Source organism: Enterobacter cloacae complex sp. P1B (assembly GCF_014982345.1).
GTDB lineage: Bacteria > Pseudomonadota > Gammaproteobacteria > Enterobacterales > Enterobacteriaceae > Enterobacter > Enterobacter bugandensis.
Genome location: NZ_JADCLF010000001.1, coordinates 84704 through 104353, shown reverse-complemented (window position 1 = coordinate 104353; position 19650 = coordinate 84704). Strand labels below are relative to the sequence as shown.

Below are 19650 nucleotides of genomic sequence, written 5' to 3'. Positions count from 1 at the left end.
TGAATTAATTGAAGGACACTTCTACGTGACTGAGAGGGTTGTTCTGTTCGGCATACACCTTATTTGGCTCTGACTCATCAGGTGTAATCTCGCCGTTGCTGTGCCTGAAACCGGCACGCAGTTCGGGGTGCTGCTGGTTGATAGCCTGGGCGAGGGCGTAGGACCAGTGGGCCTCTTCGCCAGCAAGAATGGTGACGCGCGTTTCCAGATTTGGCAGTTCGGTTCCGTCGTTAAAGAAGCGCGCACGAATCGTTTGCCCTTCAACGACCTTCACTTTCTCACCGTTGACGGCGCGTTCCAGCGTGCCTAGTTCTTTCATGCAGTTCTGGTGACCCTGTTCGCAGTTTGCCGATGGCGAGGTCGTGGCGGCGTTAGCTGAAACGCTGACGCCCGCCCCTGCCAGTAAAGCGGCAAGGACAAAAGCAGATCCTGTTAATTTCATAAGTTCCCTTATTTATTACTGAACAATAACGAAAAGTTAATCTCACCTGCGGCGCAGGTAAAAAGGCGTTATTACCGTGTGATAACAGGGACAAATAGTAACGGGAGGAGACAACCGGCTTGAATAAGAGACTTCTCTGAGCAATTAAGAGTCGGGGAGTTTCGGCAGAGAAGAGCGACCGTTCGCGCTGTAAAGAGGGCGGAGCGCGACAGAGTATGAAATAGTACTGCCAATTTCAGTCCTTGACGCGTATTAATAAAATCTGAGCGAGTACGGAGTTTAAGAAATGACGTTTTTACGGTTGTCCTGAGCGTTGAATTAATAAAATAAAGCCTGGCTTATATCCAGGCTTTACTATTATGTTAACCAAAAGGGTTTTTAAGGGCAGCTATTATTAGCTGCATCCGACGTTCGCCATGCCCCCCACTCACCGCCGCTTCCTGGCTCTTCTTGTCCTGCGTTGACATACCACTGATTCAGCCAGATTTTGCCGTTATGCGATACGCGGGTACATTTCACCGGGTAGGCGATCCGCGGGTTATACGCTTCTGCGCTGTCATCAGGAATATCAGGTAACTGTGGTTTTTTCACCGTTACGGTGATCTTCTCAGCGCTCACGCTTCCGTCTTTGCCCGTGACGGTTAACCAGTAGGTTGCTTCTCCGTCTGTATTGGCGGGAATGAGTGCCCGGGCGGTAGGCCCTGAAACTTCACGTACCCAGCCTCCGGCATGTTTCTCCTGTAGCCAGAATGTGCCAGTACTGTTTTTGTCGATAGTCCATTTCCAGGAGACGGCATTCTTGCTGGCGCTCCCGTCTAACTGATACGCACGGGAAGAATCGGTCGTGCCGGTAACGGTAAAGTTTTCTCCCGGCACTGCCTTTACTTCCTCCTGTTCTTCCTCTTTGAGTTCCAGAATCCTGGCTACCGCTTTTGCCATATTGGGGTGAGTACCTACTTTCGCTGAATCCCCCGCAGCTAAAGGTGTGCCGGTTTCCTGGAGAATGGAGCGCATCTGTTGAGGCGTGACGGTGATATTGTGCGCTTTTGCAATGGCCGACAGGCTGGCGACCACGCCTGCGATAATCGGGTTCGCGGAGGACGTGCCGGAGAAACTTGAGGTGTATTCCGCATTTTTTATGCTATGCAAACCGCCGTAACCCGTAGTAACCACATCCCAGCAGCCCCAGCTGGCGCTGGTCACACGTGAGCCATAGGTGCTGAAAGAGGCTTTTTTGCCATTGTTTGCACAAAACGCGCCCGCAATGATCGCGCCGGAATCCCGCTTTTTAACGTCAAATTTTCCATTAAATCCTGCGTGATCGAGGTTGATATTGCCATTGCCTGCCGCCTGAATCACGTGCACGCCCTTATCCGTCAGCGCTTTTATCACGTCATAATAGGCTGGAGCGTTTTCCTGGGGGACATAGCAAGAGGAGGTGCAACCTGTCACATCTCCTCCGCCGGTCTGCATACCTATTTGCACCACATCTCCTGCCTGGAGTCTGGGGATCATATTGTAGAGATTATTGGCCTGCCATTTGACGTATCCCATACGGGCGTTCCACGTCAGGCCTTTGATGCCCGCATTGATATCTTTCGCCGCCATAATCCCGACGGAGCTGGTGTCGTGATCTTCGCCTGGCGTATAGCGCTTGTCCCCTTCATGGAAATCGATCGGCGGCAAATTCACATGGCTGGTATTCCATGCGTTGTTTTCCATCGAGACCAGCGAAATGCCGCTACCATCGTGCCCTGAATACTGACTTACGCTGTCGCGATTAACGCCACCCATATAGTAGCCGGGCCGTTTTTCATCTGGCGATTTGGTGTAATCCTGCAATCCACGAAAATCCGGGACGGTGGCCTGGCTGGTACTGTTCAGGGCATAGCTCAGCCCGGAATAGGGCGGCAGGTCGGGAGCCGTGACCCCCTTTTCCAGCGACACCGGCGTAGATTCCGGGTAAGCCAGCTCAATATCTTGTCGCGCCGCCAGTTCATTAATTACGTCATTGATATATGTCGCGTCGTGTTGCTTATCGGCTGGCAGGGCTATACGTAAATAACGGTTAAAGCCGTAGCGTTCATTAAGCACATCCATCTCGCTTAATTCACTGCTGCGCAAATGATTTGCCGTAAATAACGGACTCACGGCGAGGGTACTGTCGCGTAATGAAAAGGGTGAAGACTTATTAAGCGTTGTACCGGGTTTTAATTTCACGATAACGGAGAGATACGAAGTGCCTTCCCAGGCTTGCTCGTGCGTGACGGAATTTTGCGCAAAAGCGGGGGCACTCAATAGTGCACAAATAAGCAGGGCCAGTCCAGTTTTATTCATGTCAACGATCTTCCTTATTAAATGACATCCAGAGTATTGCTGGGATCATCCTGCCATTAGGGGAAAATCTGCATAAGAAGACGGTCAGCAATAAAATTGCGAGGTGTCTGTTCCATGTTAAGAATTACCTGCTCCGGAAAATATACGGCTGAAATTGGGCTGAGAAATTTATGAAGCAGGCTGAAAGAGTTGTTAAACATCAATGCCTAAGTATTGAATTTAATGAGGGACGGAAAATCTCATGATCATCTCCTGATTACTGTATGGAGTTTAGGAATTATCTGGATCTTAATATCGCTAACCAGGGAGTTTAATTAATTAGGGATGCGTCACAATGCCCAGTGTTTCGTACTGTTCTTTACGTCAAAAATTATCCGTGTGGATAATCCTTTTACATTATTTATTTTCCATCTTTTTGCTCACGGTTCCCCCCGTCGCGCGGGCGCAAACTGAAACTCACGCAACCATTGAAAGCGAAAGCAATCAGCCCCTGCGGGATAAAATGGCCGGCATGTGGGGAAGCGCCCAACAAAACGGCGCGGGTGATGCCCTGCGCGGTGCGGCAAATAGCGAGGTGAATGCCGCGTTAACCCAGGAAGTGGAAGCGTGGTTAAACAATATCGGCGGGAAAGCCCGCGTTACGGCAGATGTCGGTATTGGCGGGAGCGATAGCCGCGATTTCGGGCTGGACTATCTGTGGCCGGTTAAAATCTGGCAACACGACATTCTGTTCACTCAGATGAGCGCACACCGCTGGAACGAGCGCGATATCCTTAACGTTGGACTGGGCTGGCGACATACCTTTAACCCGCATCTGATGGCGGGTGGAAACCTCTTTTTCGATCAGGATGTCACGCGGCACCATAACCGAATGGGGGCCGGCGCCGAGCTGTGGAGCGATGGGATTCGTGCGTCCGCGAACTACTACCTGCCCCTGAGCGGCTGGCGTCATTCTGACGACAGCATGTTTAATGATGATCCCGACCGCTATGAACTGTATGAACGTGCCGCCCGCGGCTGGGATCTCAATCTGGAGACGGCCCTTTCACAGCACGTCGCGCTTAAATTGGGATGGTTCCAGTGGTATGGCGACAAAGTGGACGTTAACGGCAGCCGCAGCGAAGCCAGCCACAATCCTCACGGGCTTAACCTCGGGCTTAAGTGGCAACCTGTGCCGCTGGTAGGGGTCAGCGCGGAGCAGAGCATGATTAGCGGGCAGCGGGATAACTTCTCTGTGGGTCTGAATTTCCACTGGGAGTTTGGCCGAAAACTTTCCGAGATGCTGGCAAGTGAAAATGCGGCGGCTTTGCCATCGCTCATGCAGTCCCGCACGGAGTTCGTTACCCGTAATAACAACATCGTTCTCGCCTATAAGCAGGAAGAAAAAGACAGACGTCTCTATTTCAGCCCGACGGAAAAAACCACGCAGGCTGGCGTGCCTTTGCTGCACGCGGTGAAAGGTGGGCAGGGGGGCGTCATTCGCTACACCTCCTCCAGCACGGCGATCGCAACCGTGGAGCCGGGCAGCGGTCTGGTGAACCCAACGCATCGGGGCGATGTCACCATCACAGCGACGGAAACGTCACCTGTCGATCCGGAGCACGTATTAAGTTCCGCCAGCTATCACCTGACCGTGACGCCGGGCGATTTTGCCCCTTCCGTCGAGGGCGTTGCCATTAAGGGGGACATGTCCCCGGGCCAGATCCTGGAGGGGAGTTATCTCTATAAAAGCAATGAAGGGGAGGATGAAGACCCTGAGCAAACCCGGATGCGTTGGTATGACGCAGATTCAGGCGAACTGCTCAAGGAAGGGAGTGCCACGTATGAGGTGCAAACGCGTGATATGGCCCGAAGCGTGGTCTTTGAAGTCACACCGTTCAACAAAAAAGGGATACCAGGGGAGAGCGGAACGGCGAAAGTTACCGGGAGCGCAACGATAACCACCCTGCGTATCGATCATCTGCTTTCACCCGGTGAGATCCGCCGTGACGGCAGCGTGAAGTTCTTCGAAGAGAGTCACGGTGCGTTGCTGGTGTTAGCCGAGGTGAAAGACGGTCAGGGCTCCCCTCTGACCGATCAGATGGTGTACTGGCAGAGCAGGAACTCGCTTGGCTCGTTGTCGCAAAACAGCGTACGCACCGATGAGCACGGTCAGGCGCTGGTAAAAATAGAAAACATCATGGCGGATGGTGAAGATGAAATTACGGCCTCGCTGATCCCGCCAGGCGGGATCCAGACCCAGAGCACCGCCAGTGATAACAATGTTCAGCAGGAGAAGATGGCGCTGGTGGTCGATTTTGCCCACCCGCTTGCCATCCGCTTCATGGCCTCTCCCGAGCGCGCAGAAGTTGCCACGGAAAAGACGTTCACTATTGAAGTTACCGATCAGGATGGTAAGCCTCTGACGGTTGAGAAGAACGTCACGTGGAGCAGTAACGGTGAAACCCTGAGCGGCAAAACGGATAGCGAGGGAAGAGCATCCATCGCGCTTATCGCGCCGCAAAAAGCAGCAGAGAAGTGGGTGGTGAACGCCACGGTAGATACCGTGAGTAGCCCGTCAGCGCCCGTAAGCCTTGAGCCAGGGCCGGTGGAAAAAGTGGTGCTGGACGTCCCGGAAAACGCGGTCGCAGGCAGTGAGGATAAAACCGTCAGCGCGCAGCTGTATGACCGGTTTGATAACGCGGTTATCAGCCGTAAGCAGGCCATCACCTGGCGGATAGAAGGGAGTCAGTTCCGGGAAGCGCCTACCGGAGACAGCGATGAGCACGGTATTGCCAGTGCAACCGTCGTAGTACCTGAAAAAGCGCCATCGCAGGTGAAAGTCTCCGCAGGTGATGAGCAGAAGATCGTCAATGTGACTGTCGGGAAAGTGAATCATGTTGAGCTTAAAGGTACCCCAGATACGCTGAATGCCAATGGGAGCAGCACTTCGACGCTGACCGCCATCGCGCTGGATGAGCACAACAATAGCGTACCGGACGCACCCGTAACGTGGTCGTTAGTCACGCAGCAGTTTGGCGCGCTGAGCAACGCGATCGAAAAAACCGATGCAGAAGGCAAAGCGACGGCCACGTTCACGACCGCATCCGCGGGGGGCAATGCGCAAATAGAGGTCGATATTGGCGGCAAAAAACAAGCGACGCAGCTGACGCTCAACGGTTACCCGATTATCCGCAGCATCACGCTGAACCAAACCGCCGGGCTGAAGGTGGGCGATACGGTAAGCGTGGAAAAGGTGGACGTGGATCAGAACGGCGGCGGTGAGGTGACGCTGAGCTACCAGTGGCACCGTGACGGTGGCGCGATCGATGCCGCCACGTCAGACAGTTATCACCTGACGGAGCAGGATACGGGGGCGACTCTCTTTGTGGTGGTGACCGCGACCAACGATGCCAAAAATGAAGGCGATAAGGCGTCGTTGAAAACGGAGCCGGTGGTCGGGAAGGCGTCAGATGTTACGGTAACCGCCAGCGCGGACAGCGTGGATGCGAACGGTCTCAACACCATTACCTATACCGCCACGGCGAAGGATCGCTTCGGCCGTGCGGTTGTGGGCGAGGCGATTGTCTGGGACATCGACAAGCCGGAGCTGGTGAGCCGGGGAGAGGCCAGCGCCGTCACCGGTACAGAAGGCACGGGAACGATGATCGTCACCGCGAAAAATACCGGCGGAAACATCACGGTGAGCGCCACGGTCAACGGCAAGAAGGGCGAGTCCGGCGTGGCGCTGCAGGGGATTCCGACGATCAAAAGCATCACGCTGAACCAAACCGCCGGGCTGAAGGTGGGTGACACGGTAAGCGTTGAGAAGGTGGACGTGGAACAGAACGGCGGCGGTGAGGTGAAGCTGAGCTACCAGTGGCACCGTGACGGTGGCGCGATCGACGGCGCCACGTCGGAAAGTTATCACCTGACAGAGCAGGACACAGGGGCAACGCTGTTTGTCGCGGTAACCGCTACCAACGCGGCCAAAAATGAGGGCTATAAGGCGTCGTCAAAAACGGAGCCGGTCACCGGGAAAGCGTCAGCCGTGACGGTCACTGCCAGTGCGGCCAGCGTGGAAGCTAACGGGCTGAACACCATTACCTACACCGCCACGGTGAAGGACCGCTTTGGCCGTGCGGTAGTGGGCGAGGCGATTGTCTGGGATATCGACAAACCGGAGCTGGTGGCCCAGGGGGAGACCAGCACCATCACCGGAACCGGAGGCGTGGGGACAATGACCGTCACCACGAAAAATACCGGTGGAACCATCACGGTGAGCGCCACGGTCAACGGCAAAAAAGGCGAATCCGGCGTGGAGATTTACGGCGCGCCGTTGGTGACAGACCTGCATATCTCCGGCACGCCGAAGGTGGGGCAGACCCTGAGTGCGGAATACACCTTCTCGGCAAACGGGAGCGGTGCGGATGCGTCTACCTACCAGTGGCAGTGGAAGGACGGAGAGACATGGAAGAATGCGGCAGCCGCTGGCAATACGGCAAGAACGTTCATGCTGCCGGACAGCTATGCGGGCTACAGCGTGCGGGTGGTGGTGACGCCGAAGGGCAGCAGTCACCCGTCGCTGACCGGAACGCTCCAGGAGAGCCAGGCGGTTACGGCTTACGGCACGCCAGCGGTGGAGGACGTGCGTACATCCGGCACGCCGGAGGTGGGACAGACCCTGAGGGCGGAATACACCTTCAAGGCGAACGGAACCGGTGCGGATGCTTCAACCTATATCTGGGCGAGGTATGAGAAAACCAGCTGGATGCCGATCGAGGGGGCCAACGGCCGGGAATACACCCTCCAGGCGGGAGACGCGGGTTACAGCATTAAAGTAACGATAATACCGGAGGGCAGCAGTCAGCCGTCGCTGGTCGGTGCGGTGCAGCACAGCCCGGCATTAGATGTTTACGGTGCGCCATCGGTGGCAGATCTGCACATTTCCGGCACGCCGGAGGTGGGGCAGACATTGAGGGCGGAATATACCTTCACGGCGAACGGAAGCGGTGCCGATGCCTCAACCTATATCTGGGCGAGGTATGAGAGAACCAGCTGGATGCCGATCGAAGGAGCCACCGGCCGGGAATATACCCTCCAGGCCGGAGATGCGGGTTACAGCATTAAGGCGGTGGTGACGCCGACGGGCAGCAGCCAGCCAGCACTGGCCGGAGCGGTACAGAGCAGCCCGTCGGTAGACGCTTATGGGGCGCCGTCGGTAACCAATCTGCACATCTCCGGCACGCCGAGGGTGGGGCAGACCCTGAGGGCGGAATACACCTTCTCGGCAAACGGGAGCGGTGCGGATGCGTCCACCTTCCAGTGGCAGTGGAAGGACGGTGAGACCTGGAAGAATGCGGCCGCCGCTGGCAATACGGCACGCACGTTAACGTTGCCGGACAGCTATGCGGGCTACAGCGTGCGGGTGGTGGTGACGCCGAAGGGCAGCAGTCACCCGGCTCTGGCCGGAGTGGCGCAGGAAAGTTCAGCGGTCGAAGTATATGGCGCGCCGTCGGTGTCGGGCCTGAAGATTTCCGGCACGCCGAAGGTGGGGCAGACCTTGAGGGCGGAATATACCTTCAAGGCGAACGGAACCGGTGCGGATGCTTCAACCTATATCTGGGCGAGATATGAGAAAACCAGCTGGATGCCGATCGAGGGGGCCAACGGCCGGGAATACACTCTTCAGGCGGGAGACGCGGGTTACAGCATTAAGGCGGTGGTGACGCCGACGGGCAGCAGCCAGCCAGCACTGGCCGGAGCGGTACAGAGCAGCCCGTCGGTAGACGCTTATGGGGCGCCGTCGGTAACCAATCTGCACATCTCCGGCACGCCGAGGGTAGGGCAGATCCTGAGGGCAGAATACACCTTCACGTCAAATGGAAGCGGTACGGATAAATCCACCTTTATCTGGGGGAGGTATGAGAAAACCAGCTGGATGCCGATTGAGGGGGCCACGGGTCGGGAATACACCCTCCGGGCCGAGGATGCGGGTTACAGCATTAAAGTGACGGTAATTCCGGAGGGCAGCAGCCAGCCTCAGCTGCAGGGCGATACACAGCACAGCCCGGCGGTGGATGCTTATGGTGCGCCGTCAATAACCAATCTGCATATCTCCGGCACGCCGAAGGTGGGTCAGACCCTGAGTGCGGAATACACCTTCACGGCAAACGGGTCCGGGACGGACGCCTCCAGCTTCCAGTGGCAATGGCAGGATGGTGCAACATGGAAGAATGCTGCAGGCGGCACGGCAAGAACGTTTACGCTGCCGGACAGCTATGCGGGCTACAGCGTGCGGGTGGTGGTAACGCCGAAGGGCAGCAGCCAGCCGTCGCTGACCGGTGCGGTACAGAACAGCCCGGCGGTAGCGGTGTATGGTATGCCGTCTGTGACGGGGCTAAGGATCTCCGGCACGCCGGAGGTGGGGCAGACCCTGAGGGCGGAATATACCTTCACTGCAAACGGGGCCGGTACGGACGTCTCCAGCTTCCAGTGGCAGTGGAAGGATGGCCAGACGTGGAGGAATGTCGCAGGCGGCACGGCAAAAACGTTCACGCTGCCGGACAGCTATGCGGGTTATGACGTGCGGGTGGCCGTGACGCCTAAAGGTTCAGGGCAGCCGTTATCTGGCACTCAGGCCTTTAGTGGTGCTGTTACCATAAGATCTAAGCCTGCGCCTTTCGTTACAAACCTGGGTTACAGCGGCAGTACCGGAGCCTGTAACAGAATAACGGCAACCTACACCTACAACGCTAATGGCGGTGCATCTGAAGGCAACACGATATTTCAGTGGAAGTGGGGAAGCACCGTCGTTTCCAACATAAAAAGCGTTACTTTAGGCTATTGGGGGGAAGTCACGCTTTATGTGACGCCAGTTAATAAGGACGGTATCAGAGGAAAGACGGAATCAAAAACGTTTAAAAATACGGGCTTAAGTAGCTGTGATTGGTAAACACGTTAATTCATTCTGAGGTGTTTTTGTAAACAAGGGGGCATAAGCCCCCTGAACTCTACCTGTCGAATATTTTACAAAGTGCAGGGCTAAAATTCATGAATAATGTCTATCCTGAAAAGCAAGCATCAATACTCATTGGCGATGCCGCCACGCAATTATCCTTGCAGGGGATTAATATTGATCATGTTTCGCTTAGTTATTATCTGGATAAAAAACTTGAGTATGCCCGGAGTATTAATGATTGCTTGTACGCTGAAGTCATTTGTATTGCGCTATCAATGTTGAAGGAAAACGTTAAGTCATCCGGGCAGTGCTGCTGTAAATATAAGGAATGGATTGAGGTATCACTTGATTAAGGGATGGACTTATTACGTTTTCAGATCTGCCTTTTACTGTCTCGGGCAATTTTCACTTCTTCAGCAAAATCCAGTGCTTCTTTGTAATCAAAGCTACGCGTTTTGGCATTATGCCTGCCCGGTAACGGTGCCGGTATTTTCACCCCGAACAGCTCACCCGTCGTCATGAGCGCATACACTAATTCAGCCTCGGTGACATCGGCCATTTTCGCCAAAACATTCGTCCTGATACAAAAACTTAACTTCACGTCTAGTCCTCCGTTTGCAAAAGATTTTCAGTCATGTTGCCTTCTGTAAAAATCGATAACGCTGTCGAGATTGGGTCGTATAAAGTTCATGGCATCAATGGTTTCGCACCAGCCCGACAGGGATTCATTTGCTTTTACATACCATGCGTGCTGCTCGCTTCGGGTGTGATGACCCGTGATCAAAACAAGCATGTCGGGTTTAATTCTTCTGATGAACTCCAGATACTTCACCAGATGCGTCTTCGTGCCAAACGTGTCAGCATCGATAATGCACAGTATTTTATCTCTGGCGATAAAATAAAATCGCGCTATTTCTTCAAGCCCTTTTTCGAATAAAAAAGAGTTTGTTCGCACGCAAACCCGAATTTTTTCATGAGTCTGTTTAATTGATGGTTCCATCTTATGTCTCGCTCATCATGGTAAAATATATGAGATGGCTATTAAGCCTACTATTCCTGCCTGAATAGTGGCAAGGCAGTATATTCATTCCTCAGAATAAAATAAGACGGTGCTGGTCTTCTGATTAATAAGAATCTTCTCTGTATCTATGAGTTAAAAATAAATAAACGATGATTTTATCTGGTGGTATGTTTTACGGTCTGAAGCATTAAGATATGGTCACTGTTGCGTAAACTTGTTGTTTTTATTTTTCTCAAAGAGGATTTTTTCATGACAAAGACAGTCGTTGCATTAGCGACCACAGGCCGCAGGCAGCGGGGCCTGCGGATCGCTCTCTACCTGAAATTTCCAGTCGTAATACGTTTTCGCTTTGGCAAACTGTTTTGGATCGTGACGAAAGCCGACTTTTTTCCGTGGCGTACCCTTTCCGAGACTGCGCACGCCAATCCAGCGTCCCTGAGGATCGAGGATCATCCCCCAGTTTTTACTCCCGGTTAGCGGGTCGGCGTAGTGCTGGCGCAGGTGATAAAGCGGTTTTCGCCCGCGTTTATCAATAAGCAGCTGTTCGAAACGCACGGGAAAACAGCCATCACCGTTGCCGCGGTAGGCCTGTATCGCTGCGCGGATTTGATCCCCGCGAAATAAAAGCTCAGCCTCCTGTTGCGCCTGATAACGCATCTGCACCTCATCGCGGCTTTTCAGCAGCGACAACGCCAGCGTGGAGAGCGCAATCAGCAGCAGCAGATAGGTAAAACCTCCCTGTCGTTTAATCGAACGCATCGCGATGATCCTGCCCGGGTTTAGGTGGCGTCTCGACGTCAATAATTTGCCCTTCGTCATCGGTCTTCGCCTCCCAGATATCGCGGCGGTTGGTGATGGGATCCAGCGGCATCTGGCGCAGATAACCGGCCTCGATCAGATCCTCCAGGCTGTATGGCCCCGCCAGGCGATCGCGGCGGTAGTGATCGATCGCGCTGCGCAGCGCATGCAGGTTATGCTCGCGCACCACCTCTTTGGCTCTGTCCGCGTGCTGGAAAAAACGTGGAGCGACCAGGGTCATCAATGTCGCGATGATCGCCATCACCACCAGCAGCTCGATGAGCGTAAAACCTTTTTCACCATTGCGCATAGGGCACTCCATTCAGACCGCTGGCCGTACTGGTACTACTGACATCAAACACGTCTTTCCCGCCGCCGCTGAAATCGCCGGGTGGCTGCGTGGATGCGCGTAACCGCCAGGTCTCTTCATCATTTTTTCCCTCGCAATCGCACATCGGATCGCGCGGTATATGGCGCAGGAAGTAGATCATCGCGCCAGTGGGCGATGTCTTATCCCGGACGCCTTCCACCAGGCTTTTTAGTGTCGGCGGATATCCCGATTCGCTGGTTTTTTTCTCAATGATGCCGTCCACGCTTGCCTGGTGATAACGGTCAATGGCATCGCGTAGCGTGCGCAGCGACTCACGTAGCTGCGTCTCCTGCTGCCGCTGATGGTAGTTACGCATCAGCGGCGCAGCGGCAGCGGCAAGCGTGGCGAGTAGCGCCAGCGTGACGATCATCTCAATCAAGGTAAAACCGCGCTGGCGCTGCATTACGATGCTCCGTTTTCCGTCTCTGACTCATCGAAGATCGGTGGCGGCAGCGTGGCCGCCCGGTCAGGGAAATGGGCCGGCGGCGCTAGCGCCGGTGCGGTAAACCCGCTGCCCGGCTCGTCGTGCTGCAGGTCGCGCAGTTGAATGCTGTCGCCCGTTAAATCGTCGCTGCCCATCTCAATGGTACTGACGTGGCTTCCCGGTAAATCGAGGTTGCGCTCAATGGTCGGCGTAATTAACAGCACCACCTCCGTGCGCTCTTTGTTGTCGGAATTGCTGCTAAACAGGCGGCCCAGCCCCGGAATGTCACTTAATAACGGCGTTCCTTTTTGGGTCGTGGTTTCATCCTGCTTGATCAGCCCTGCCAGCATCTGGGTCTCGCCGTTCATACTGCTGAGCGTGGTATTGGCTTCGCGTTTCGTGGTGCGGTAATACTTTGCTCCGTTCTCACCGGGTTCTTCGGCGCCCAGGGCACTGAGCGTGAACTTCACCTCCATTGAGATATTGTCATCCATACTGACTTCCGGGGTGACTTCCAGCTTCAGGCCGACGTCCTGATAATCCACTTTCTGTTGCGAAATCCCGTCATTGACGGTTGTGGTCAGTACCGGGATCGTTTGACCAATATCAACCAGCGCTTTTTTATTGTTTTTCACCCGGATCCGCGGGTTGGCCAGCACTCTGGCGTTGCTCAACACTTTTTTCATGTCAATGGTCATATTGTCGATATCGACCATGATATTTTTGGCGCTCAGGTCGCCCAGCGGGATCCCGCTTCCCTTTAAATCACCTTCTTTACTTTTCGCAAAACCCGCACTAATGGTTTGCGGCAGCTTCACGCCAAGCGCTTCGAGATCGTTGGTATTTACTTCCAGCACCTCAACGGCCAGCGTGACCTCCGCTTCAGGCCGGTCGAGCGTCACTAACAGGCGCTCCGCTTTTTCCACGTTCTCTTTTGGCCCGCGCAGGGTGACGGAGTTGGTTCGCTCATCAACGTGCACATCCTTCAGCTTGACCATATTGCGCAGGGCGACGTTGACCTCTTTTGCTTTCGCATAACCCAGGAAGATGGTTTTGACGACCACGTCGCGATAGATCTTCTCTTTTTGCGCGGTGGCGGGGTAGATCAGCAACGTATTGCTGTTCAGCACCTTCTTCCGCAGGTTATTCGACAACAGCAGCACGTTGATAGCATCTTCCGCAGTGGTGCGTTTGGCTATCAGGCTGCCGGTAGTGCTGGAGGAAATATCTTTGTCAAAAATGATATTGACCCCGGTCATCTGGCTGATGGTGTTAAAGATGGCCATCAGGCTGTGCTCGCGAAAATTAAGCGCTATCGTTTTTTGCAGTTCCCGGTTCAGACGCTGCTCCGGCTGGTTGATCCGCGACACCTCACGCATCAGGTGATCGCGCAGCGCGCGCGCCTGGGGCCAGTTGGGATCTTCTTCCAGTACCTGCTGGATTTTGTGCAGCGCGCGTGCCGGGTCGCGGGTGCTGTTAGCCACCGCCTCCTTATACAATGCGTCCAGCGCTCTACGGGCATCGAGTTTGCGTAAGCCCTGCAGGGCGCGCAGGTTGCCGGGCTCATAGGTAAGCGCATCGCGCCACATTTGCGTCGCCAGGGTGTAGTTGTTCTGACGCACCGCGAGATCGGCATTTTTAAGGTAGTCATTGACCAGCTTTTTGCTGATGTCAGCCTGCTCGGCGCGAAGCGCAATATCCTGTGGGCTGGCGATGCGCTGTTGGTCTATCTCCTTAAGCCGCTTAACCAGCACCTGCGGCGAGGCGGTCACTGATTCCCGGACCGGAGGCGCCGCACGTTGTGCACAGCCGCTCAGTAGCGCGCATGACAACAAAAAAGTGAGAGCAATAGTTTTTTTCATGATTAATGTGTCGGTTCCGATTGCAGCTCATCCAGTTCCAGCCGCTGCTGGCTATGGGTGGGCTGCCATTCAAACAGGAGGTGGTCGTTCGCCACCGCTTTTAAAATCCAGTTGTTGACCGGCGAACTGCCGATCCAGATCCTGCCGTCCGCCCTGCAGCGCTCGCAGACCGGCCAGGTCTCTTTGCCATCCGTCAGCACAAGGATCCTCTGACGGTTTTCCCACCAGGCACCGAGGATCTGAAGCGGTAGCGGCGGTGCGGTTGGTGTCGCCTCTTCAGGCCGATCGTTTTCCGGCGGCTTTTCTGCTACGTCTTGCGCCCTGCTATGTGGCGTTGAAAAGAGATCGATGCGCGTTGCGTGAGCCGTCTCCGGCTTTGCTGGCGCGGGGCGCGGGCGTGAGACCGGCTGCGCCTCAAGCGGCGCTTGCGATATCTCGTCATCGGCAAACTGGCTCCAGAAAACAGCACCGGCGGTCAGCACCAGCGCCAGCTGTAAATAGCGCGGCAGTTTCATGGCGACTCCTTCAACAGGCGAAGCTGCACGGTGGCGCTGAGCTGGCTTTCCGATGGCCCGGCGCGCCGCAGGCTTAGCTGCTCAATGCGTAACGGCAAAGTGCGGCTTAGCGTTTCCAGGGCGTCCATCAGCGGCAGATATTCACCGCGCAGCGGAATATCCAGCCGTAGCGCGGTTTTGCCGTCGTCGTTTTCCAGCTGATAGCGGCTGGCGTCGACCTTCATCCCTCGGCTCCTGAACTGCTCAAAAATGAGCCTGACCTGCTGATATTCTCCGAGGCTGATGCGGCTTTGCAGTTCCGGCTGCTGTTTATCCAGCGGCAGCGCGGTTTGTAGCTGCGCCTGGATCCGGGCAAGGTTCTCCTGCAAATGGATGGTGTGCGGCCGCACGCCGCCAAGCCATAACAGCAGCAGTCCTGCGGGCAGCCCGGCGAGCACGAGCGGAACCGTTCCGATGCGCCCGGCAAATAACGCCGCCTGCCAGCGCAGCACGGCGGGTTTATTCTGAAGCCGCATGGTGCGCCTCCGTCGTCACCTTGACGTCGAGTACCGCGTTAATCGGCCAGGCAGGATCGCCCTGCGCCGACTGGCGATGGTTCTCAAGCACCACATGCGCCGGCAACTGCTGTAGCCGCTCGCTAAAGGCGAGCAGGGCGTCAAGATTGCCTGCATTCACCGTAAGCCGCGCATCGCCTTTACTGGCAATGACGTCAATGCTCAGGAGCGCAATATCAGGCGTCAGTACGCTGCCGATGTTGTCCAGCAGCTTGATGGCCGGCGGGACGGCCTGCAGTTGCTGAGCCTGGCGCAACCGGCGCTGCTCCGCTTCACGCAGCTTGCGCAGCACCTGCTGCCGTTGGGCGAGCTGCTGCTGTACCTGCGACGTCTCCAGCTCAAGGCGCTGGTGCTCAAACAGGCCATACATCACGGCACCGGTGAGCGGTAAGCAGAGGAGTCCGGTTAACAGCAGCGTGCGTGCGGCCCACGGGGAACTACGCGTAAACAGCGGCGTCATGAGTACTCTCCTGTAGCGCGACTTCCTGGTGATGCTCAGCGTCGGTATGAATGACGTAGCCAGGACAGTCCTGCATTCCGCTTAGCCGGGCGATAACCCGCAGCTGGGCGTCCATCTCCTGCTGTGGCAGGGTGAGTGTCCAGACGTCGCGCCAGCTGTGGTGCTGACGGCTGGCAATCCGGCTATGGTGGGGGCTCATCGCCACAAACAGGCCGTTTTCCGGCAGTGCGGCGGCGAAGTGGCTAAACAGCTTTTGAAACGGCGTGACAACACCGCGAAACCGCAGCCGCTCCCGACGCGCCAGCGCGACAAGCAGGTGCCAGCAAGGTTGCTTCAGGCACGCGGCCAGCGCTGACTGCTGCCAGTTAAGGGTCTCGAAGCGCACCTGCCAGTCGACGGGCGGACTCGCGCGAAGAACCGCCTGCTGTCGGGCGAGCTGGAGCAGTTCCTGCGGTGTGGTCACGCCGTCATGCCAGGGCTGAATTAAAAACGTCAGATCGTCGGTATCGAGGTGAAACTCCACCGCGTCACGCCACGGTAAGACGGAAGGGCGCAGGCGCAGCAGCGTTTCGAGCGCGGCTTCAAGAGACTCATCTGGCCGGCGTTCATGGGTGGCGAGAACCACGTTGTTGCGGCGCAACCGCACGGCATGAGGCCAGATGTCGCACTGCCAGGTGTTAGTGAGTGATAACACGGTTCACCTCCTCCCAGGTGGTTTTGCCTTCGACCACGGCGCGCAGCGCGATGGTCGAGAGCGGAACAAAACCGTCATTCAGCGCCACTTCCTTTAGCTTGCGCCGGGGCGATCGCGCTAGCATTGCCTCTTTCATCGCATCGCTGAAATGCAGCACTTCCGCCAGCGCCAGCCTGCCGCGAAAACCGCTGTCGCGGCAGGTATCACAGCCTCGCCCTCGACGCCAGCGGGGCGTGAGCTGCTGCAGAGGTCCGGATTGCCAGGCCGCGAGAAGGTCATCTGTGGGCGTGGCGTCATCAATACAGTCCGGGCAAATCTGGCGCACCAGCCGTTGCGCCACGACGCCGTTAAGGGCGGTGATCAGGCTGGCGGGCTCCACCTGCATATATAAAAAACGTTCCAGTACGCTAAAGACGTCATTGGCGTGAACCGAGGAGAGCACCACGTGGCCGGTGAGCGCCGCCTGCACGGCAATGCCGGCGGTTTCACCGTCGCGGATCTCACCCACCAGGATGATGTCCGGGTCGTGACGCAAAATGGCGCGCAGGCCGCGGGCGAAGGTGAGCCCTTTTTTATCGTTGACCGGAATTTGCAGCACGCTGTTGAGCTGGTACTCCACGGGATCTTCAATGGTGATAATTTTGCATTCACCACTGTTGAGTTCGCTGAGTGCTGAATAGAGGGTGGTGGATTTCCCGCTCCCCGTTGGCCCGGTGACGAGCACCATACCGTGGGGCAGATGGGTTAACTGGCGAATCGCGCCCAGCGTGTGCTCATCAAAGCCGAGCGTCTCCAGGCGCAGGTTTTGATCGTGAGATTTATCCAGCACGCGCAGTACGGCATCCTCGCCATAGACGCCCGGCATGATGGACACGCGAAAATCGACGGGACGCTGGAGAATCAACGCCTTAAAGCGCCCGTCCTGAGGCGTGCGTCGTTCGGAAATGTCCATGCAGCTTAATACCTTGAGACGGGAGATCACCTGCTCCGCCTGCTGAAGCCCGGCGCAGTGGCGAATGCTGTGCAGGACGCCATCAATGCGGTACTTCACCATCAACCCATCCGCGACGGCGCAAAGATGAATATCGCTGGCGCGGCTCTGCAGGGCATCAAACAGCGTGGCGTTAACCAGCTTAATGACGGCATGGGGTTCACTGGCGATGGCTGCTGGGGTGATCTCCAGCCACCGGGCCTCTTTATTCTCTTCACTCTGCTGCTGCTCCAGCTGATCGAGCGTGCGCTGCTGTTTTGCCAGTTCATCAAGGCGGGCATTAAGCTGAGAGAGCGGGGCGAGCGCGGGGAGCGCATTCACGTTATAAGCCCACTGGCGCAGCGCCAGTGAAAACGGATCGCCCAGCGCAACGTGGAGCTGACCGTTAACGCGCAGCGGCAATGCTCGCTGGCTGAGCGATTCGGTCAGCGGCACGGCTTCGAAATCCTCTTCGCTGTCGGCGAGCTGTGTGGGTGAGAGCGGCGTGAGCCCCAGGGAACCGGCGGCTTCTTCTAACGCACCGGGGAAACTGTCCAGCAGTTCCGCCAGCGCCTGACAGCGCTGCTCGTCTGGCAGGTCGAAAAGGGGTTCTACAGACGGTGAGTGAGACATTATTGCAATCCTCCTGCCAGTTCAAAAATGGGCATGTACAGTAAAAACACGACGAGCCCAACGATGCCGCCAACGACCATCATCAGAATCGGTTCAAAAATTTTGCTAAAGGTTTCAATCGCGCGTTCCAGCGATTCATCATAAAAAGCGGCGATCCGCTCGCACATGGCAGGCAGTTCGCCGCTGCGTTCGCCGACCTGCAGCAGACGACTGGCGACAGGAGTCGTCATCCGTTGCGCTTCCAGCATGCGGGAGAGCGACTCGCCGGCGGCGACGTCGCGGATAACCTGTTCAACCTGCTGACGATGCGTGGCGGGCAGGATCTCCCGGCTCAGCATTAGCGCATCTGGCGCGGGAAGGCCGCCCTGTAACAGCAGGCCCAGCGTGCGGTAGAAACGCACCAGCACAGAAAGCTGGTGCTGCTGGCGTAAGGCGGGAATGCGCAGCAACAAACCGAGCGCGCGCTGGCGCAGGCGCGGGCTACGCACCGCCATCACGATGCCTGCGACCGCTGCCGCGCAACCGGCCAGCAGCAGCGAGCCATGGGTTTGCGTCAGGCGTCCCCACCAGAGGATAAGCTGTGCGCTGGCGGACGGGTTCTTCATCCCGTCAAACACCACGGAAAAACGTGGAATAATAAAGCCGAGCAGAAAGAACAGAATTATCCCGCCGGCGGCAATGACAATTGTCGGATAGAGCAGGGTTGATTTAATCCGCTTGCGCAGAATTTCCATTCTTGATTCGTAAAACTGAAAACGCTTTAGCGCTTCGGGTAAGTGTCCGGTTTGCTCAGAAGAGGCAACGGTGTTAATCAGCAGAGGCGGAAACAGTGCTGGTAACGCCATCATCGCCTGGGAGAGTTGCGCTCCTTCGTAGAGCTTTTTAACCAGCGTATCCAGAACCAGCGAGGTGCCACCGTCGCGGCTGCTTTCGCGCAGCGCTTCGACGGCCTCGACCACGACCAGCCCGGCTTCCAGCAGAGCGATAAGCTCCTGCAAGAACAGATTCAGTGGAAAGCGTTTCTCCTTGCGGGCGGGGCGTTCCTGTACCTGCAAAACGATGCCGCCGCCGGCAATAATGCGGGCGCTGGCATCATCAGGCGACGCGGCAAGTACGGTCTGATTGACGCGTTTCCCCCCCTGGAGGATGGTGACGGTATATGGTTTCATTTTGGCGACAGTGTATGGCTCTGCCTTTTAAGGCGGGCATAATGCGGAGCCACTTTTTTTATGTATTGTTGACGAAGCGCGCGGCGCTGGGGGGTATTTGCCGTTCCGGCGTTATACGCTCCCACCGCGTCCCAGGTATAACCAAAGCGCTGGATTTGACCTGCCAGGATCCAGGCGCCGGTCATGACACTTTGGCAAGGGTCGGTTAGCAGATCTTTTTGACTAATACGAAATTTACGCAGCGCATCGAAGTGAATGCTATTGATCTGCATCAGACCGACATCCATTGAGCCATCACGATTTTTGTTGATGGCCCGGGTATTACCGTTGGATTCCACTATCGCTATCGCCTGTAATAGTTCTGGCTCAATGCCGTAACGTTCTCCCGCCAGCTGCCAGCAATCGGCCCGGCAGGAAAATACGCTGAAGATAAACAGCGAATATATGGACAGGCGCAGCAT

At 56.2% G+C, this 19650-nt stretch carries 17 protein-coding genes; 2 read left to right on the top strand and 15 right to left on the bottom strand.

The window, feature by feature from the left end; genetic code table 11:
• Positions 1-4 precede the first annotated feature (4 nt).
• Both INF77_RS00475 and INF77_RS00470 read right to left on the bottom strand, forming a co-directional pair.
• Positions 5-442, bottom strand: coding sequence for a hypothetical protein (locus tag INF77_RS00475; protein ID WP_063155407.1), 438 nt, complete (start codon positions 440-442; stop codon positions 5-7).
• A 378-nt stretch (positions 443-820) separates the two neighbouring features.
• Complete coding sequence (locus INF77_RS00470) at positions 821-2566, bottom strand: S8 family serine peptidase (RefSeq protein ID WP_226859220.1); 1746 nt, start codon at positions 2564-2566, stop codon at positions 821-823.
• A 715-nt stretch (positions 2567-3281) separates the two neighbouring features.
• Here INF77_RS00470 and INF77_RS00465 point away from each other — a divergent pair.
• Together INF77_RS00465 and INF77_RS00460 are read left to right on the top strand one after the other, a co-directional pair.
• Entirely contained in the window at positions 3282-9713 is a 6432-nt protein-coding gene (locus INF77_RS00465; protein WP_193543062.1) for an inverse autotransporter beta domain-containing protein, read from the top strand.
• Positions 9714-9811: 98 nt separating this feature from the next.
• Positions 9812-10072, top strand: a complete 261-nt coding sequence (locus INF77_RS00460; RefSeq protein WP_193532797.1) for a hypothetical protein — start codon at positions 9812-9814, stop codon at positions 10070-10072.
• Between the two features lie 20 nt (positions 10073-10092).
• On the opposite strand, the gene INF77_RS00455 is transcribed toward INF77_RS00460, so the two are convergent.
• From INF77_RS00455 to INF77_RS00395, 13 genes are all read right to left on the bottom strand, one after another.
• The gene (locus tag INF77_RS00455) at positions 10093-10278 is read right to left on the bottom strand and encodes a hypothetical protein (RefSeq protein ID WP_045630703.1); all 186 of its coding nucleotides are present in this window, start codon (positions 10276-10278) and stop codon (positions 10093-10095) included.
• Between the two features lie 69 nt (positions 10279-10347).
• Positions 10348-10719, bottom strand: coding sequence for a hypothetical protein (locus INF77_RS00450; RefSeq protein WP_193532796.1), 372 nt, complete (start codon positions 10717-10719; stop codon positions 10348-10350).
• Between the two features lie 291 nt (positions 10720-11010).
• Positions 11011-11499 (bottom strand): type II secretion system protein, encoded by a 489-nt coding sequence (locus INF77_RS00445; protein ID WP_100170723.1) that lies wholly within the window; start codon positions 11497-11499, stop codon positions 11011-11013.
• Entirely contained in the window at positions 11486-11848 is a 363-nt protein-coding gene (locus INF77_RS00440; RefSeq protein WP_080339181.1) for a type II secretion system protein, read from the bottom strand. The genes INF77_RS00445 and INF77_RS00440 overlap by 14 nt, the downstream gene beginning before the upstream one ends.
• Positions 11835-12311: a type II secretion system protein gene (locus INF77_RS00435; RefSeq protein ID WP_028012053.1), complete on the bottom strand. Its 477-nt coding sequence runs from the start codon at positions 12309-12311 to the stop codon at positions 11835-11837. The genes INF77_RS00440 and INF77_RS00435 overlap by 14 nt, the downstream gene beginning before the upstream one ends.
• On the bottom strand, positions 12311-14104 hold the full coding sequence (locus INF77_RS00430; protein WP_248176594.1) for a secretin N-terminal domain-containing protein: 1794 nt from the start codon (positions 14102-14104) through the stop codon (positions 12311-12313). Before INF77_RS00430 ends, INF77_RS00435 begins: the two co-directional genes overlap by 1 nt.
• Positions 14105-14196: 92 nt before the next feature.
• The gene (locus INF77_RS00425) at positions 14197-14709 is read right to left on the bottom strand and encodes a hypothetical protein (RefSeq protein WP_193532794.1); all 513 of its coding nucleotides are present in this window, start codon (positions 14707-14709) and stop codon (positions 14197-14199) included.
• Complete coding sequence (locus tag INF77_RS00420) at positions 14706-15224, bottom strand: hypothetical protein (protein ID WP_028012056.1); 519 nt, start codon at positions 15222-15224, stop codon at positions 14706-14708. The genes INF77_RS00425 and INF77_RS00420 overlap by 4 nt, the downstream gene beginning before the upstream one ends.
• Positions 15208-15723, bottom strand: coding sequence for a hypothetical protein (locus INF77_RS00415; protein WP_045630685.1), 516 nt, complete (start codon positions 15721-15723; stop codon positions 15208-15210). Before INF77_RS00415 ends, INF77_RS00420 begins: the two co-directional genes overlap by 17 nt.
• Positions 15701-16417 (bottom strand): hypothetical protein, encoded by a 717-nt coding sequence (locus tag INF77_RS00410; protein ID WP_193532793.1) that lies wholly within the window; start codon positions 16415-16417, stop codon positions 15701-15703. Before INF77_RS00410 ends, INF77_RS00415 begins: the two co-directional genes overlap by 23 nt.
• On the bottom strand, positions 16401-18020 hold the full coding sequence (locus tag INF77_RS00405; RefSeq protein ID WP_136342896.1) for a GspE/PulE family protein: 1620 nt from the start codon (positions 18018-18020) through the stop codon (positions 16401-16403). Before INF77_RS00405 ends, INF77_RS00410 begins: the two co-directional genes overlap by 17 nt.
• On the bottom strand, positions 18020-19189 hold the full coding sequence (locus INF77_RS00400) for a type II secretion system F family protein (protein WP_045630683.1): 1170 nt from the start codon (positions 19187-19189) through the stop codon (positions 18020-18022). Before INF77_RS00400 ends, INF77_RS00405 begins: the two co-directional genes overlap by 1 nt.
• Complete coding sequence (locus INF77_RS00395) at positions 19186-19650, bottom strand: lytic transglycosylase domain-containing protein (RefSeq protein ID WP_032644836.1); 465 nt, start codon at positions 19648-19650, stop codon at positions 19186-19188. Before INF77_RS00395 ends, INF77_RS00400 begins: the two co-directional genes overlap by 4 nt.